The following is a 17,341-nucleotide window of genomic DNA, read 5'->3' on the forward strand; positions in this document are numbered from 1 at the left end:
AGAACGATATTGCTTACGGGCATAGTCACGGAAGATGTCAGTGGAAGCCCATCTGCTAGGTGCAGGAAGCGAAAATTGACTCAGTTACATAAAAAGGAAATATAGAAATGACAACGCCGAGTTGGGATTTGTCCATCGTTTATAACGACCTTTCTGACCCACGAATTCAAGACGATATTGCTCTTGTGGAACAATGTATTGATCTTTTGAATAAACAATCAGCAGATTGTGGCAACGTAGAGATCATGCAAAATGCGATTTTAACCAATGAAGCCGCGAGTCGTTTAGCGGGCACAGTTGCAAATTTTGCGAGTTGTTATGCTTCTGTTGATGCAACAAACGCCGAAGCGAAATCGTTACTTGGTAAAATGACCCGCATCTTTTCGGAGCTTTCCCAAGCGTTCAGTCCCTTTGATTTGACATTAACTCATGCCGACGAAGAGTTTATCTTGCGCGTGTTAGACCATGAGAATCCTGATATCAGTGGGCAAGCTTTTTCTATCTTGAATTCTAGAAAGTTGGCGGATACTCGTCTTAGCAACGCAGAAGAACAGTTACTGGCTGCGATGAGTGTGGATGGCAAATCGGCTTGGGGTAACCTATACGATAACCTGACTGGCTCATTGAAAGTGAAGCTTGAGTACACAGATGGTAATAGTGAAGAGCTTGGGTTTTCTCAAGCGGCAAGCATTCTTTATGGTTCTGAATTCGAGCGTCAAGAAGCCGCGTGGCGAGGCGTACAAGATGCAATGCAAACGCACCAAGAATCATTCGCTGCGATTTTGAATGCGTTAGCAGGATGGCGCTTAACTGAAAACAAAAAGCGTTCTACGAAGCGTGAAGTTCACTTCCTAGAGCCGAGTTTGCATGGTAGCCGAATCCAAGCTGAAACTTTAAATGCGATGATGACAGTCGCCAAAGACAGTCGAGCTATTGGTCAGAAAGCAGGTTTATTGATGGCGCAAGTACATGGTCTGGATGAGATGAAACCTTGGAATCATCTGGCGGCTATGCCTGCTTTGAGCGGTGAAGCGAAGGTTTACGACTTTGATGAAGCGATTGATGTTATTTGTGAAGCATTTGAAACAGTAAACCCTGAGATGTCGGAGTTTGTCCGTTTGATGGTACAAAATGGTTGGATTGATGCCGCGCCAAATGCTAACAAGCGTCTTGGCGCATACTGCACCAAACTGCCAGCAACGCGAACACCACTTGTGTTTATGACTTGGAGTGGCAGCCGTTCAGACCTTATGACTCTGGCACATGAACTTGGCCATGCGTTCCATAACTGGGTTATTCGTGATTTGCCACTTTGCCAAACTTACTACCCAATGACGTTAGCAGAAACCGCCTCTATCTTTGCAGAAAACATCGTTCGTGATCATTTGATTTCGAAAGCTGAGAGCGTTGATGAAAAGCTCGAGATGTTGTGGGAAGAGTTGTCATCTGCGCTAGCTTTAATGATCAACATTCCGGTTCGCTACGAGTTTGAAAAATCGTTTTATGAACGCCGCCAGGATGGAGAGTTAACCGCAGATGATTTCTGTGAGTTGATGTCAGAAACTTGGAAAGAATGGTATGGCGACGTAATGAGCGAACCGGATCCGTACTTCTGGGCAAGCAAGCTGCACTTTTCTATTGATAGCGTGAGCTTTTATAACTACCCATACCTATTTGGCTTCTTGTTTAGCAAGGGTATCTATGCACAGCGAGAAACCAAAGGCGAAGCGTTTTACACCGATTACATCAATTTGCTGCGCGATACAGGCTGCATGATGGCGGAAGATGTCGTCGAAAAGCATCTGTCGATGGATTTAACCCAGCCAACGTTTTGGCAGCAGAGTGTTGAGCTAGTGCGTGAAAAAGTCGATGAGTTTGAGCGTTTGCTCGCACAGCGCGGCTAAGTTTTTCGCAGTGTTGATGCATAATCTGCTTTATAGCTACAAAAATTTGATCAAATCATAATGATCTTAATCAGGGCTGTGGTAAAGTTCACAGCCCTAACACTTTGTAATTGTTTGAAAATTAAACGCCTCAATGCTTGATTTGAGTGCCTGGCGCGAAAAGGCATCGGATTTTCGAGGGAAATAGTGATTTCTACTCATAAGTGAGATCGCAGCAACAAAAATCCTTTGTACAATTTATTAACATATCCGCCGTGCTATTAAGGAGTAACGCATGACGAAGTCTCTCTTTCGCCAATCGTTTTTAACTGACACGTTAGATGTTCATATTGATGTTGCACCAGCGGAGCAGGTGCTTTCTAGCGGTGTAAAACTTAAACTCTATCAGCGTGGTGTATTAGAAGTAATCCCTGCGAATTATACTCAGGATACGAAGAACATCATCATCTCTTGTGGGGTTCACGGAGATGAAACCGCACCGATGGAGCTGGTGGATTCCATTATTCAAGACATAGAATCTGGGTTCCAGACGGTCGATACCCGTTGTCTGTTCATTATCGCTCACCCAGAATCCACTCTGGCGCACACGCGATTCCTCGAAGAAAACCTCAACCGTCTGTTTGACGAAAAAGAACACAAACAGACAAAAGAGCTTGTTATCGCCGATACACTTAAGCTGCTTGTTCGAGATTTTTATCAGGATACCGACCCGACAACACGCTGGCACCTTGATTTACACTGCGCGATTAGAGGCTCGAAGCACTATACGTTTGCAGTAAGTCCTAAGACTCGTCATCCTGTGCGCAGCAAAGCATTGATCGATTTCTTGGACAGTGCACACATTGAAGCAGTGCTCCTGTCAAACTCACCATCGAGCACGTTTAGCTGGTACAGTGCCGAGAACTTTGGTGCGCAGGCTCTCACAATGGAGCTTGGCCGTGTGGCTCGTATCGGTGAAAATGACCTCGATAAACTGACCGCGTTTGATTTGTCTTTACGTAATTTGATTGCGGAAACGAAGCCAGAACACCTACCAAAACCATGCATTAAGTATCGCGTAAGTCGCACAATCGTTCGTTTGAACGAAGACTTTGACTTTATGTTCGACGACAATGTTGAAAACTTCACCTCATTTGTTCACGGCGAAGTGTTTGGTCATGATGGCGACAAACCATTAATGGCGAAGAATGAAAACGAAGCGATTGTCTTCCCGAACCGCCACGTCGCAATAGGTCAACGTGCAGCTCTGATGGTTTGTGAAGTGAAAACCCGTTTTGAAGAGGGTGAGTTGGTTTACGATTAATCCAACATTGCTTTGAGAAGTTAATTGCAATTTACCGAGGCTTAACTGTAAGGTTAAGCCTCGTTTGTTTTTATCGGCCGCTATGGATTTTCAACAACTTATCCTGAACAAGGAACGACGCTGGCAACGTAACCTGATGGTTATGTCGATCGTGCTCGCTGTACTCTCTGCCATCCACTTGATGGTCGGAGAAATTTTCCTTTCTCCTTTTCAATCCTTATCTGCATTTGAACAGAAGTTATTGGTGGACTTGCGTTTACCGAGGTTAGTGTCTGCGGCAATTATTGGTGCTGCGTTAGCGGTATCTGGCGCGACGTTACAAGTGTTGCTTGGGAACGTGTTGGCTGAACCTGGCGTGCTTGGTATATCTGGTGGTGCAAGCTTAGCAATGGTCTTAATCATGTTCGCGTCACCTGTTCTTCCTACCCCGATTGTTTTTATGTTGGCAGCGATTGCAGGCTCGATGTTATTCACGTTTGTTTTGGTGGCGATAGCAAGGGCAATGCACCTGACGACGGCTCGATTGCTTTTGGTTGGGGTCGCATTGGGTATTTTATCGAGCGCGATTGTGACGTGGGCATTTTACTTTAGTGATGATCTCAGTTTACGCCAACTGATGTATTGGTTAATGGGCAGTATTGGCGGTGCAAGTTGGTATCAACATACCGTTACTTTGGTGATGTTACCGGTGCTTATCTGGTTATGTTGTAAAGGCAAGTCGCTTGATAAATTGATGCTGGGTGAGATTCATGCGACCCAATTGGGTGTCGACGTGCATCAAATGCGTTGGAAACTGATCCTCGCCATTTCTGTTTTGGTGGGTAGTTCAGTCGCTTTGGGTGGCATCATCAGTTTTGTTGGTTTGGTGGTGCCGCACTTGTTGCGTTTGGCTTTTGGTACGGAAAACCGTTATTTATTGCCACTTTCTGCAATATCTGGTGCTGCGTTGCTTGTATTTGCTGACATCGGCGCAAGACTGTTATTGGACTCCGCAGAGTTACCTCTAGGTGTCATGACAACATCGATTGGCGCACCTATTTTCATCTGGATGCTGGTGAAGAGTCATGATGCACGTTAAACATATGTCGGTTGGTAGTCGATTATTGCCTCTTTCTTTTGAATGCAAAGCTGGCGAAATCGTACATATCGTTGGGCCTAATGGTTCCGGTAAGAGTACTTTATTGGCTGCGATTTCTGGTACGTTAAGTCACCGAGACGGTATGAGTGGTGAAGTGTACGTTGGCAACAAAAACTTGCTTACTTTACCGTTGTCAGAGCAAGCTCATGTTCGAGGTTATTTGTGTCAGCAATCGCGCCCAGCGTTTAATGTTGATGTGTTTCAGTATCTCGCTTTATCTCTGCCAAGTGGTGCTGAGATTGCGGATATCAAAGTGCGTGATGCTGTCAATATGGTGGTGGAGCTGGTACAACTGCAAGATAAGCTTCATCGCAGTATTCAAACATTATCCGGTGGTGAGTGGCAGCGTGTCCGATTAGCAGGTGTATGTTTGCAGGTGTGGCGTACCATTAATCCTTTTTCGCAGTTTTTAATTTTGGATGAGCCAGCAGCACCGTTAGATATTGCGCAAGAGGGTCTGCTCTATCAATTGATTAACGCTATGGCGGCGCAGGGAATTGGAGTATTGGTTGCTAATCACGATCTCAATCGAACATTAAAGCACGCAGATAAAGTATTGCTGCTTAACAACGGTGTGCTGCACTCATCAGGAAGTGCCGATACTGTGCTAACGGAAGAAGCTCTCGGGGAAGTGTTCAATACTCAAGTCAAAAAGGTCATCGTAGATGAGCAACCTTATTTAATCTTTGATTAATGTTTAGGGACAATAAAAAACGACCTACTTGAGGTCGTTTTTTTTTAATCGAGATAGCCAAACTCAACGCTTATTGAGTTAACGGTTTTAGATCTGCAGGGCGGTAGTAAACAGATTTGAGTACTTTGCCTTTACGAATGGTTTTACCTTCCGATACGAAATCTTCGGCGCATTTCGCGATGATGTACTCACCTTTCTGCACCGCCATCAACTTGATACCTTGTTCCGCGTAGAATGCTTCTGTTTCTGAGTACTCTTGCTCGTTACGGCATACTTTGCTCATGTTGCTTGAATGTACTTCATCCCAGCAAGGAATAAATTCGATACCACGGTTTACCGCAACGTTTAATAGAAGATCAATTAAGTAGCTGATCGCCAGGTTGTCTTCTATTTTGCTGTGGCCAAGATGAACGAGACGGCCCATTAATACATACACGCTGTCTACGATGGCATCTGCTTGCTCAGTTTTACAATCTGCTTCTGCTAGCTCTGTTAGCTCTTCGATCGCCAAAGAGGTGTGTAGTGTGTCTGCTTGCGTATCAAGGCTTGCAGCGTCTGCGACTGGTAAGTCGAACGTACTACGGAACTCGGTGATATCACGGTATAAGTGATCAAAAATCTCTTGGGTTAGCTTTGACAGTTGCATTCTAATTTCCATTGAATCGATTGAAGCGGCAATGATACCAAACCGCACTTTGAACCCCAAGGGCATTGCATCTAACTGGTGATAAATCTGCCTTTGGGAATGGTGGTGCTTAACGAAATAGGTAAGGGAACAGCTTTTTACGTTCTTCCTCTGAAAGGGCGGAAACACGAGCGATGTTCGTATCGGGAATGGATTCAGGATCAGGATAGTGTTTTAGTACCTTTTCCATACTCTCTTCGCGAATCAAATGGAAGATCGGGTAAGGAGAACGATTGGTTAGGTTTTCGTCGTCTTCAGGCCTTGCGCCGCCAAAACAGTAATCAGGATGGAAAGTCGCTACTTGGAAAACACCTTCCCAGTTTTGCTGCTTAATTAATCCTTCAACCCAATCTATGCAAAAGTTGTAGTCCCAGAAATCTTGTAGCATGTTGGGAACCACAACCAACGTGGTCTCAAGTTGTTCGGGTTCTGTGTTACTCAGCTCAATCAGCTGCAATAAAATATCTTCTAGAAGCGCTTCTTCTTGAGTCGCTTCACTAACAAAGATTTTGATTTGTTTATTACGTTGCGGCTTGGCAGCAAATGGACAAAGGTTGAGACCGATTACTACATCGTTGAGCCATTGATCGACCTGTTGAGTGATCGCTTCGATATCTGTGTTTTGTGTTGAACGCGTTGACATACGACTTTCTGGTTTTTATTAAAGTAGCGCAAGCATAGCAGAGTTGGTTATCCAAGTAACCAGAGAGGTATTACGCAAATGAGCGTACCTTAGCTACTCTTTAAACTCGCAGCGTCAGGTGTTTGGTCAGTATGCTTTCTTTCGGCAATGTGTTTCAAATACGCAATTGCAGCAAACATCGCTAGGTAGACTGCGCTTCCTCCCATAAGAACACTCGACCAACCACCATGTTGCCAACAATAAAGAAGTAAGAATCCTCCTAAGCTACCGCCTACGTAGTAGTGTACTAAGTAGAGCGCTGTCGCGGTGGCTTTGGCGCGAGTGGCGTTCTGACCGACCCAACCGTAGGCGAGGGTATGAGTAAAGAAGGCACCAAAACTTATCAGCAACAACCCAAATAGCATTGCAGTCAAGCTTTCAACCGCCGCAATCCACATCCCCGCCATGCTCACTATCGCGCCTAAGAACATACCGAGGATTGATGAATAACGTTTACTCCATTGGCCTGCGCAACGAGAGGAGAAAGTCCCTCCCAAGTAACAAATAAAGATCAGTGAGGCCAACCCGACGGGCACATTGTGAGGTTCACTCACCAGACGGAAACCCATGACGGAGTAAAGGTTGACGAACAAAGCAAAGTTGAGTCCTCCTATCAGCATTGCGAACCACACGCGTTGGTTTTTAAAATGACCAATAAGCGCACGATTTTGATGGCGCAAGCTGCTTGATGACGGGGTGAAGTTGCGCTGTGTTGGCAATAAATAGTGAACGCCAATGACACCAAGAAGAGTGAACACCATCATAACTTCAATGGCGACATCAACACTGAAATTGTCCGCCAATAAGCCGCCGCTAATACGCCCTGCAATACCGCCTAATGAGTTAGCCGCAATGTACGTTCCAATTGCCATCGAGAAAGCGTGCTTGTCGAGCTCTTCTGCCATGTAAGCCACGGCGACTGCAGCAAAAGCTGCGAGCGCGACACCGATCAGTGCTCGACATACCACCAAAAACAGAAATGAGTCACCAAATAGCATCAAAGCGGAAAGGGTAGGAATCGAAAACAGACCAGCCATCATGACTGGCTTTCTTCCCACTGATTCTGACAACACAGCCATTGGAACGAGGCTAAAAGAGAGAGCGAGTGTTGAGGCCGCAAATAACCAGTTCACTTGCGTTTCTGAGATCGTGAAAATTTGAGCAAAAGTGGGCAGCATTGGCTGTAGTAGGTATAAATTTGAAAAAACCAAGAAGGAACCAAGCGCTAGCGAGAGCGTAATGCGTTTGTATTCCGGTGTGCCAAAACTGACCATGAATCCTGCCTAATGTGAGCAAATGGAGAGACTGTGATCAATCTATCAGTTCGTTATAAATTAAAAAAATATATTAAAAATATGGACACCATATATTTTTGATCTAATGGAATCGAAACAACTTAAACATTTTCTGGCGGTCGCTGAACACGGAAACATTACCCATGCGGCGAAAGCCCTGCATATTGCCCAGCCCGCATTAAGCATTTCTATCAAAAAGTTTGAGCAGTCTTTGGGCGTTACCCTATTTCGCCGTGATGATAAAAAAATCAGCTTAACGAAAGAGGGCGAAACGTTATTTGTACATGCTAAGCGGGTGATTCAACAGTTGCACGACGCGCAGCTCGCGATTGATGAGTTGAAAGGTTTAGCGAAAGGCGAAGTAAGACTAGGGACGCCATCAATGATGGGCAGTTATTTCTTTCCACGAATTGTGATGGCGTTTAAAAGCCAATTCCCTGAGTTAAAATTGACCTTGGTCGAAGCTGGAACTCAATCGATTCGTCGTATGCTGCTCAATGGTCAACTCGATATTGGTGTGATCAGTTGTGATAATGTGCCTGATGATCTAGAAACTGACCATTTGTTTACTAGCCAAATGGTCGCAGTTGTTTCACCTGAGCATGAGTTAGCCCAGCGACACGCTCTTACTTTTGATGAGTTCTTTGAACACGATTTGGTTATGTTTCAGCATGGCTATTTTCACCGCGAATTTTTGGATCAGGTGAGTGAGGAGCATGGGTTTACCATGAAGTCATCATTCGAGACCAACTTACTGCCTTTGATTTTGAGTATTGTAAAACAAGAGTTTGCGATTACCGCGTTACTGGAATTGGTGACTCAACATGAGTCGGGCGTTGTTGGCTTACCGTTTGAACCACCAGTGACGCTGGATCTGGCACTTGCTTGGCGCAAGCAGGGGTATTTATCAATAGCAGATCGAACGTTTATCGACTTTATCAAGCGCTACGTTTAAACGCAGCGCAGATTCATCGTCCGAGCACTAGTCGCCTTTGTACATCTTCTCGAAGTTCTTTGGGTTCCAGCCAATCATTACCCGATCACCAATTTTTAAAACTGGCACTGAACGAGCACCAAGCGCATCAAGTTCTTTGCGACCGCGTTGCATCTTAGCATTGCACAAACGATAGTTAATATTTTTCGAATCCAGATAACGTTGAGCATCTTTGCAGTGAGGGCATTTGTCTTTGACGTAAAGGACGACACGTTTCATTGAGTTTCTCTCCATTATCATTGGGAGGCGAAGTTTAACGGCCTTTCACAATAAATGAAAGGCGAAAGCTAAGGTGAAACTGTCCTTTATCTCAGGTATATTGAGCGCCTTTATTTTGTCATAACAGACGTTAATTCTATGCATCCGTCACTTCGATACATTCAAGGCTACCCACAAAACATCGTAGAGCAGGTGAGCTCATTGATAGCGAGTGGCAAGTTTGTTCCTTGGTTCGAGAAGCGTTATCCGGACAGGCACCAAATCAAAAGCGAAAGGGCGCTCTATGAGTACGCCATGGCAATCAAAAACCGCTACATGAAGAAAGCCGCGCCAATCAGTAAAGTCGTCTACGATAAGAAAATTCACGCGGTAAACAACGCGCTTGGTTTGTACAGTGTAATCAGTAGAAACCATGGCGGTAAGCTGAAGTCGAAAAACGAGATTCGCATTGCCAATGTATTTAAGGATGCGCCCGAGCCACTATTAAGAATGCTGGTGGTACATGAGTTGGCGCATACTCGTGAGAAAAACCACGACAAGGCGTTCTATCAGCTATGTTGCTATATGGAGCCTGAGTATCACCAACTCGAATTTGATGCTCGTTTGTTTATGATTTACCTCGATTTAAAAGCGAATTTGAATGAAGAACAATAATCACAACGCGAAGCAAGCAAAGCCAAAGACTTCAAAGGCGGCTCAGAATAAAGACGCGAATAAAGCCAAGCCGAAGCGTGTTAAAGACAAAGTTGCGCGCAAATCCTCGCAGCCTGCAGGAAAGAGCGAAGTCGAGTTCATAAAAATAGCGAAGAATGGTTTGCATGAGCGTAATGTTCATCGAGGTCGTTACGATTTTAAAAAACTCGTGGAAAGTGAACCACAGTTAAAGCCATTCGTTATCAAAAATCCGAAAGGGGAAGACTCCATAAACTTCTCTGATCCTAACGCTGTTAAAATTCTCAATAAAGCATTGCTTGCTGCGTATTATGGTATCGAGTTCTGGGGCATTCCCGACACCTACCTTTGCCCACCGATTCCGGGCCGCGCTGATTACATTCACCGAGTGGCAGAACTTCTTGATGGTGAAGTAAAAGGTCAGTACGCGCACCAAAAAGTGAAAGCGTTGGACATTGGCGTGGGAGCAAACTGTATTTATCCGATTGTTGGTGTAACAAAATACGGTTGGCACTATACGGGCAGCGATGTCGATCCAAAATCCATCCAATCGGCTCAAACGATCGTAGAGCACAATCGTGTTTTGAAGGGAAAAATTGCACTGGTACAGCAATACAATGATGCCAATATTTATCGAGGTATCATTCAACCGAATGATCGTTATGATGTGACGACATGTAATCCGCCATTCCACCGTTCGGCGGAAGATGCCGCTATGGGCAGCCAGCGTAAAATCGATAATCTAAAAGCAAACCAGCGCAAGAAAGGGCTAAAACCTCAAACCGCACCAGTAAAGACAAGTAAGCCTGCGTTGAATTTTGGCGGTCAAAACGCTGAATTGTGGTGTGAAGGCGGAGAAGCGGCGTTTATCCGAAAAATGGCGAATGAAAGCCAAGCTTTTGCCGCACAGGTCTTGTGGTTTACAACACTTATATCCAAAAAAGACAACGTTCGCCCGATGCGCAAGCAGCTTGAAAAATTGGGTGTGAAAGCCATTCGTGTGGTTGAAATGAGTCAAGGGCAGAAAGTGAGCCGCTTTGTAGCTTGGTCATACATGGATAAGCAACAGCGCAAAGCATGGATTGAACTAAAGTAACGTTGACCGTTTCACACTGAACAATAAAGTAGGAAGCCCGCTGATATCAGCGGGCTTCTATTTTGGGAGATCTAAAACTTAATGATGGGCTCACAATCTAGTGAACTGAGAGAGACAAAAGTATCTGTTTTGGCATAGTACAAGCCACAGGTTTCACCTCTTATCTGCAACGTATATTGGTCTGGAAGAACCGTATAGCTGCCATCCAACAGTTGATTGTTGTTCCCTTTTACTCGTCCTTTTTCAATCAACAAATGCGGTGAGGATTCAAATACGTTATTTGCGACTCTAGGTGCTGGTGTCCCTTGGATTTCTGCGATCGCGTTTTGAATCTCTATGACTGTTTCCGGAGAGTTCTTTTTACTCAATGCTTCAACGGGTTCTTGTGACATAGCTTGGCATCCTATCAAAGAAATCGAAGTGCCTAAGAAAAGCGCAACCCGAATCAGCATTCGTAAAAAGTTAGTTGATCTCAACATGAATTGCCTCTGTTCGTAGCGGAGAGCGAAGATCGCTTAACTCCGGAGATGAAATGTTACGCGGCATGGCGTTGAAACTTGAAGGGGATACTGGCGGACAGGTTCCAGTTTCCATGTAGTTTAGCGCCGCAGAAAGCATACCTTCAGACGGATCGCCTAATGGTTTTGTTAGGTCGTCATTGACCCAGCAACCTTCCACTCTATTGTTTAAGCCTAGCTCGGTATTGATTTGGCTCTTTGGAGTAGGAATAAAACCATCAGCGAAGTCGCCAAATTTTTTCTCGTTCGCCGACTTGAACTGAATAGTGTAGTACATAGTGCCGCAGTTTTGTTCTGGTGAGAACCCATACGGTTTACCTGTGGTTGTTGAGCCTATTTGGATAACCTCCACATCAATGCCGCGCAAAGCGTTGATCAACAGTTCACTTGAGGAAGCCGTGCCTCCTGAAGTCAGTACATATACGCGCTTTTTGTTCAGTGTCGGAAGCACTTGGTCCGAATATTTCTGTGCTGCCCAGTCTATTGCTAGATTCGTAAAGCGATAGATGTTATCCCCATCTTTAATGGTACGCATCACTTTGTCATTATGAATCAACTCACTGAAGACTCGGTTCTGACCAGCACCGCTTAGCATGTAGCCTACTTGCGAGGACTGAAGGACTAAGCCACCGCCGTTGTAACGTAAATCAACGACGATCTCGTCAACATTCTCTGCTGAGAGCGTACTGAACGCCTCAATAAGCGGGGCTTGAGCGCTTGGTTCAAAGGAGTTGTATTGCAGATAGCCGATCCGCATACCATTTTGTGTAATCACTTTGGCATTTTTAACTGGAGAGGTCATGACATCAGAGGCGGTAAGCGTCACGGTTTTCTCTAGACCGCCAACACTCTCAAATGTGAAGGTGTAATCTTGATTGATGTCAGGGTTAAAGAGCGTTTTATTAATAAAATCAATGTCGGACTGACTACCGGTGTTAACCACATCAATATTATTGATTTTCAGAAGCTTATCACCACGAGCAATGCCGCTTCTATCAGCTGGCGAGGCTTCTTCAGTGTAGGAAATACGAACGTCTCGAGGTTGTACGCCACGTAGGAATGCCCAGTTAAAACCAAATCCAGCAACTAAACCGGATTGCGATGATTTCATATCATCCTCATAAGGGACGGTAAAATGGAAGCGATCTTTTGGTTTACCCGTCGCGGTAGTAGCAGAGGTGACCAGCGTATTGAAGTAATCAGTAACAGTTTTGTAGTTTGCTGGATTATTATCAGGAACCTCGTCATACCATAGATACGTTTCGTTAGTAAAAGCTCTTAAAAAGAGTTTTTCGTGTAATGCAGAGCCCAATTTATCTGGATAGGCGGCATAGTTGTCATATGGGTCCAGTCCGACGCGGGGCGTTTCACATTGGTTGATAAACGTTTTCGACGGTTGGCTAAAATCATGAACTTTCCACGTTGGACCGTTTGCACTGCTAGTGGACGGAGTAGGTGATGAGCTATCACCGCCACCACCGCCACAGCCTTGTAATAATGCGAGAGTGACTGCCGTTGCTAAAGAATACTTAAATTTCACTTTTCTATGTCCTTATAAATAATAGAATTATAATTATGTGTTTTGCTTTTGTTTTTATTAGCTAGGTGAATGTATTAATTTAATTTGTTCGTCTGCAAATTTATAGTTAAATAGTGTGAGGTAAATAACGTAAAAAAGTTGTCTTTTATACTTAAGCTAAATTAGTCATTACTTAAGTTTTCTGTCTATTTCAAAAGAGCTAACAAGACAATTAATAAGTGTGAAATTAAGACAAGTTCTTAGTTGACTAAGCGACGCTTGCTAAATAAAAAATCAGAATTAGATTCAGGAAACGCTTTGAATCAATAGTTTGGTAGGGATATATGATGTTATCTCGGGGGTGTTTGATTTATTTATCTGATGCTTTAACTTAATTTAGTGAGTTGAGCGACGTGCTTTAATAAGCTTCCGTCAATGTTAGGTAAATCATCAGCGAAAAATATCTGAGCACCGGGAGTGCAGCGCATTAATATATTTGTTAGTTCACCTTCATTGTTGGAAGTGTTAACTGCGTTAAGTTTCGCTAATTTATTACAAAGCTCGTCCTCTATTTGCACTTTCTGCTCTTCGGTGAGCCTAATGCGACCTATACATACGCCTGGGTTGATATCATGAGAAAGCGAATCTTGTTGAAATCGCTCTTTGAATAAGGTGTCTAATGCCGTACCTTCTTCCATAATAAATCGACGACCAGAACGGTAAAACAAGCCGTCTCCGAAGTTTTCGACATATCCTAGAATTTCCGCGATACGCAAATAGAATCGTAAGCTTGTATCAGAAAGTCCGTAAGTTTGGGCTATCTCTTGCGGTTTAATATCACGAGAAGTCAGCATATAAATAAAATCAAGTAAATAAGGATGCTCAACGAAAAGGGCGCTCTCTTCATCTGTTAGCATTTGCTCGTTTTGGTGCTGAAGCTCGTTGGCTAAGGTTGCGAGTTCGATGAGATCGGTATTCAGGTAGTTCAGATAAATAAGTACTTTATCCAAACCTAAAGCTGGATTATGTAGGTGGCGTTTAATACTAGATAAAGGGATGCCACTTTTCTCTGACAAGGAATTGTAGCAAAGCCCTTCTTCTTTAATCTTTTGTCGTAGCGCTGCAAGTAAAAACTTTGGTCCAACATTCATCCTTGAATATCACCTTATTCGTTATTCCGTTTACTGGCTGATATTTTGCCTTTCAAGCAGCAGGTTTCGAATCGCTGTGCCTGCTTCTAGAATGTGCTTTTTCAGTAGGTACTTGGCGCCTTCGATATCGCGATTTTGGCACATTTCAAACAAGCTTAAGTGCTCTTCTTCTGCCTTTTTAATGCCTGTAGTAAACAATAGCTGCATGCGTATGTATCGGTCACACTTTGTGTTCAGGTTGTAAATGACGTCCATAGTTTCAGGCATGTTGGCTGGCGCATATAGGGCTTTGTGGAACTCGTAGTTGTAGTTGCTCCATTCTTCTACTTCGTCGCCACTGTTCACTACTGACTCGAAACGTTCGCGAACTTCGCGCGCGCGTTCAAGGTCAGCGTCTGTCATATTTTGAATCGCGCGCTCTAAAATGTGGCATTCCACGACAGCGCGCAGTTCAAATAGCTCATTGATTTTCTCTGGAGATAGCTCAGTGACCGTCGCACCTTTGTGAGGTTCAAAGCTAACGAGTCCTTGTGCTTCCAATTGAACTAACGCTTCACGCACAGGAATTCGGCTAACATTAAACTCTTTTGCTAACGCATCTTGACGTAAAGGTTGACCAGTTTTTAACTCGCCCTTCAAGATCTGAGTTCGAATTGCTTCCTCAACGAGCTGAGTGCGCGTTTTAAAAACAGGTTTCTGTGACATTGAAGTCTCCCGTGAAATTAATATTGTATCCAATCCATTTTACTTTAGTAGTTTATTGTTTTTCTGGCACAAACCAACTAGGAAAGAAGGTTTTGAGAAGTAGAGTGAAATAAAAGGCATCAGTTGATGCCTTTTTGAGCCATTTGGTGGGCTTATTGGGACACACTGCCATCTATGGCGCGTTGGATACCCAGTGGGTTCGACGCTTTTAATGAATCCGGCAATAAAGATTCTGGCAAAGCTTGATAAGAGACCGGACGCAACCAACGATGAATAGCCTCCGCACCGACAGATGTTGAGGCAGAATTGGTTGAAGCCGGATATGGTCCACCATGAACCATAGCGTAACCAACCTCGACGCCAGTTGGCCAACCGTTGAATACAAGGCGTCCGGCGATTTCTTCCAAACTTGGAAGCAGTTGCTTGGCTTGTTCTTCGTCTTCAGCGGTAGCGTGAAGGGTTGCGGTGAGCGATCCAGTCAGTGAATCACTCAGTTTCAACATGTCATCGAAATCTTCACAGATTACGATTAACGATTGAGGACCAAATATTTCTTCCTCCCATTGCGGGTTTTCACGCCAGTTTTTACTGTCCGTCACGAACAGTGCTGGTGAGACATTGGTCGCTTCTGCTTGTTCAGAACGAGTTACGTTAATGCCTGTTTCGGAAGCTCGCTTATCCACTTCGGATTCATACGTTTCTCGGATTCCTTGCGTTAGCAAAGTGGCCGTTGATTGTTGTCGAATTAACCCTTGAGCGATTTCGATAAAGGCTTGCGTTTCTGGGCTATTCAAGACAAATACAACGCCTGGTTTTGTACAAAATTGTCCACAGCCCAAAGTCATAGAAGCCACAAACTCTTCAGCCAATGAGGCGTTTGCTCGTATGGCTGAAGGGAGAATAAATGTTGGATTAATCGCCCCTAGTTCACCATAGAAGGGGATTGGCTCTGGTCTTTGCTGAGCTAGATTGAACAGCGCACGGCCACCACCGACGGAACCTGTAAACCCAACCCCTTTAATTTTTGGATGGGTAACGAGTGCTTGGCCAAGTGCGCGTTTGTTGCCTTGCAATAGCGTGAAGATGGCTTGCGGTAAGCACTCTTTCTCAAGTGCAGCCTCAATACACTCTGCAACAAGTTGACTGGTGCCAGGGTGGGCGGTATGGCCTTTTACAATCACAGGACAGCCAGCTGCCAGTGCCGAAGCCGTATCACCACCTGCCGTAGAAAATGCGAGCGGAAAATTAGACGCACCAAACACGGCGACAGGGCCAATTGCGATTTGCTGACGACGAATATCTGGTTTCGGCAGTGGTTGACGGTCTGGGTTTGGCGTATCGAAAATTGCTTGATGGTGATTACCCGAGCTCACAACCTCGGCAAATAGTCTTAATTGGCTCGCTGTACGTCCTATTTCACCGCTTAAACGTGCTTCGGGAAGGGCAGTTTCTAAATGAGCACGAGCAACGATTTCTTCACTCTTCACTTCCAATTCAGAGGCGATAGAGCAAAGTAAGCTCGCTCGCTTTGCATTGCTTAGTTGGCGAAACTCACGCGCAACGTTTTGGGCGGCTGAGGCGGCTTGATTAACTTCTTGCTCTCCATGTACCGGAAACGCAATAGGTAGAGGCTCACCAGTAAAGGCGTTGACTGCGTAAAAAGTGGTTGGTTCTTGTGGGTTCATCATTCTTCCTTACTATCCTTATTACTTCACTTCAAATCCGTACGCATATGGGTCTTCATCGTCTACCCATATTGTGTTGTGACCGTATACTTGTGCCCATCCTTCAATACTTGGCAAAATAGCGGCTTTGCCATTCACTTCGGTAATGCCTTCTATACGTCCTTGAAATAGGCTGCCGATGATACTTTCGTGAACAAAGTCTTCCCCTTGATTGAGCTTGCCTCTTGCATGCCATTGCGCCATACGTGCACTTGTTCCCGTACCACATGGCGAACGATCCAACGCTTTGTCGCCGTAAAACACAGCATTTCGAGCGGTGGCGTTTTCTTGAGTGGGCTCTCCGGTCCATAGCACGTGAGAAACACCGCACACTGTTGGATCTTCTGGATGTACGCACTCAACCGCTCGAGATACCGCTTCGCGAACTTTTGGTGAAAGCATCAAAATTTCATCTGGAGAGTAGTGTTCAAGTCCGGCGTAGTTTTCTTGAGGATCGACGATTACGTAATAGTTTCCGCCATAAGCAACATCGACAGTGAGCTCACCTAAGCCCTCTATGCTCACGGTTACGTCTTGGTGGGCAAGGTAAGCTGGTACGTTAAATATCTTCACTGACGTGACCTTGTCACCTTTTGTTTGGTAGTGCACTTCGATTTGTCCTGCTGGGACATCAAGTATCAAACGGCCTTCTTTTTTGGGAGTGATAAGGCGATTCTCGATAGCGGTAGTGACGGTTCCAATGGTGCCGTGGCCACACATTGGTAAGCAGCCACTGGTTTCAATAAACAGAATTGAAGCGTCTGCGTTATCGCTGCAAGGAGGCAAGACAACGGACCCCGACATCATCGAGTGTCCGCGAGGCTCAAACATGAGTGCCTGACGAATCCAATCATAATGCTCAAGAAAGTATTGGCGCTTTTCGCTCATGGTATTGCCTTCGAGTGGAGGCACACCGCCTGCGACCAGCCTAACTGGGTTGCCGCAGGTGTGGGCATCAATACAGAAAAAAGTTCCTTGTCTCATTTTTCGCTCCTTGCTGAAAAAATGGTTGAATTAAACAATAGTGATGTTAACGTAATGT

At 44.8% G+C, this 17,341-nt stretch carries 17 protein-coding genes; 7 read left to right on the forward strand and 10 right to left on the reverse strand.

Going from position 1 to position 17,341, the window contains the following annotated elements; translation table 11 throughout:
• The first annotated feature begins 107 nt into the window (after window positions 1-107).
• From R7F67_RS11780 to btuD, 4 genes are all read left to right on the forward strand, one after another.
• Entirely contained in the window at window positions 108-1,904 is a 1,797-nt protein-coding gene (locus R7F67_RS11780) for a M3 family oligoendopeptidase (RefSeq protein ID WP_138939952.1), read from the forward strand.
• A gap of 274 nt (window positions 1,905-2,178) precedes the next feature.
• A complete protein-coding gene (locus R7F67_RS11785) occupies window positions 2,179-3,207 on the forward strand; it encodes a succinylglutamate desuccinylase (RefSeq protein WP_017820882.1) in 1,029 nt (342 codons plus the stop codon).
• 82 nt (window positions 3,208-3,289) lie between these two features.
• Window positions 3,290-4,285, forward strand: coding sequence for a vitamin B12 ABC transporter permease BtuC (gene btuC, locus R7F67_RS11790; RefSeq protein ID WP_025766768.1), 996 nt, complete (start codon window positions 3,290-3,292; stop codon window positions 4,283-4,285).
• The gene (btuD, locus tag R7F67_RS11795) at window positions 4,272-5,039 is read left to right on the forward strand and encodes a vitamin B12 ABC transporter ATP-binding protein BtuD (protein ID WP_017820884.1); all 768 of its coding nucleotides are present in this window, start codon (window positions 4,272-4,274) and stop codon (window positions 5,037-5,039) included. The genes btuC and btuD overlap by 14 nt, the downstream gene beginning before the upstream one ends.
• Window positions 5,040-5,109: 70 nt before the next feature.
• On the opposite strand, the gene R7F67_RS11800 is transcribed toward btuD, so the two are convergent.
• The 3 genes from R7F67_RS11800 to R7F67_RS11810 all read right to left on the reverse strand — a co-directional run bounded on the left by R7F67_RS11800 (window position 5,110) and on the right by R7F67_RS11810 (window position 7,680).
• Window positions 5,110-5,685, reverse strand: coding sequence for a nucleoside triphosphate pyrophosphohydrolase family protein (locus tag R7F67_RS11800; protein ID WP_025766767.1), 576 nt, complete (start codon window positions 5,683-5,685; stop codon window positions 5,110-5,112).
• Window positions 5,686-5,794: 109 nt separating this feature from the next.
• Window positions 5,795-6,367, reverse strand: a complete 573-nt coding sequence (locus tag R7F67_RS11805; protein ID WP_025766766.1) for a DUF1415 domain-containing protein — start codon at window positions 6,365-6,367, stop codon at window positions 5,795-5,797.
• Between the two features lie 89 nt (window positions 6,368-6,456).
• A complete protein-coding gene (locus R7F67_RS11810) occupies window positions 6,457-7,680 on the reverse strand; it encodes an MFS transporter (protein ID WP_154204656.1) in 1,224 nt (407 codons plus the stop codon).
• Window positions 7,681-7,786: 106 nt separating this feature from the next.
• On the opposite strand from R7F67_RS11810, the gene R7F67_RS11815 reads away from it, so the two are divergent.
• A complete protein-coding gene (locus R7F67_RS11815) occupies window positions 7,787-8,656 on the forward strand; it encodes a LysR family transcriptional regulator (protein ID WP_005389786.1) in 870 nt (289 codons plus the stop codon).
• Window positions 8,657-8,683: 27 nt separating this feature from the next.
• On the opposite strand, the gene R7F67_RS11820 is transcribed toward R7F67_RS11815, so the two are convergent.
• On the reverse strand, window positions 8,684-8,914 hold the full coding sequence (locus R7F67_RS11820) for a glutaredoxin family protein (RefSeq protein ID WP_005377871.1): 231 nt from the start codon (window positions 8,912-8,914) through the stop codon (window positions 8,684-8,686).
• Window positions 8,915-9,052: 138 nt separating this feature from the next.
• Between R7F67_RS11820 and R7F67_RS11825 the strand changes: the two genes are divergently transcribed.
• The gene (locus R7F67_RS11825) at window positions 9,053-9,568 is read left to right on the forward strand and encodes a M48 family metallopeptidase (RefSeq protein ID WP_154204655.1); all 516 of its coding nucleotides are present in this window, start codon (window positions 9,053-9,055) and stop codon (window positions 9,566-9,568) included.
• Complete coding sequence (gene rlmF / locus R7F67_RS11830) at window positions 9,555-10,682, forward strand: 23S rRNA (adenine(1618)-N(6))-methyltransferase RlmF (protein WP_115385898.1); 1,128 nt, start codon at window positions 9,555-9,557, stop codon at window positions 10,680-10,682. Before R7F67_RS11825 ends, rlmF begins: the two co-directional genes overlap by 14 nt.
• 71 nt (window positions 10,683-10,753) lie before the next feature.
• Here the strand turns inward: rlmF and R7F67_RS11835 are convergent, their stop codons facing one another.
• The 6 genes from R7F67_RS11835 to R7F67_RS11860 all read right to left on the reverse strand — a co-directional run bounded on the left by R7F67_RS11835 (window position 10,754) and on the right by R7F67_RS11860 (window position 17,283).
• Window positions 10,754-11,074 (reverse strand): hypothetical protein, encoded by a 321-nt coding sequence (locus R7F67_RS11835; RefSeq protein WP_053303157.1) that lies wholly within the window; start codon window positions 11,072-11,074, stop codon window positions 10,754-10,756.
• A gap of 70 nt (window positions 11,075-11,144) precedes the next feature.
• Complete coding sequence (locus R7F67_RS11840) at window positions 11,145-12,740, reverse strand: S41 family peptidase (RefSeq protein WP_025766760.1); 1,596 nt, start codon at window positions 12,738-12,740, stop codon at window positions 11,145-11,147.
• Between the two features lie 365 nt (window positions 12,741-13,105).
• Window positions 13,106-13,870: a hypothetical protein gene (locus R7F67_RS11845; protein WP_005377865.1), complete on the reverse strand. Its 765-nt coding sequence runs from the start codon at window positions 13,868-13,870 to the stop codon at window positions 13,106-13,108.
• Window positions 13,871-13,900: 30 nt separating this feature from the next.
• Complete coding sequence (locus R7F67_RS11850) at window positions 13,901-14,575, reverse strand: GntR family transcriptional regulator (RefSeq protein ID WP_005377862.1); 675 nt, start codon at window positions 14,573-14,575, stop codon at window positions 13,901-13,903.
• A gap of 152 nt (window positions 14,576-14,727) precedes the next feature.
• A complete protein-coding gene (locus tag R7F67_RS11855; protein ID WP_258474638.1) occupies window positions 14,728-16,260 on the reverse strand; it encodes an aldehyde dehydrogenase (NADP(+)) in 1,533 nt (510 codons plus the stop codon).
• A gap of 21 nt (window positions 16,261-16,281) precedes the next feature.
• Window positions 16,282-17,283, reverse strand: a complete 1,002-nt coding sequence (locus R7F67_RS11860; protein WP_149191860.1) for a 4-hydroxyproline epimerase — start codon at window positions 17,281-17,283, stop codon at window positions 16,282-16,284.
• Between the last annotated feature and the right edge of the window lie 58 nt (window positions 17,284-17,341).

The organism is Vibrio sp. YT-17 (assembly GCF_033337375.1).
Taxonomy (GTDB): Bacteria; Pseudomonadota; Gammaproteobacteria; order Enterobacterales; family Vibrionaceae; genus Vibrio; species Vibrio alginolyticus.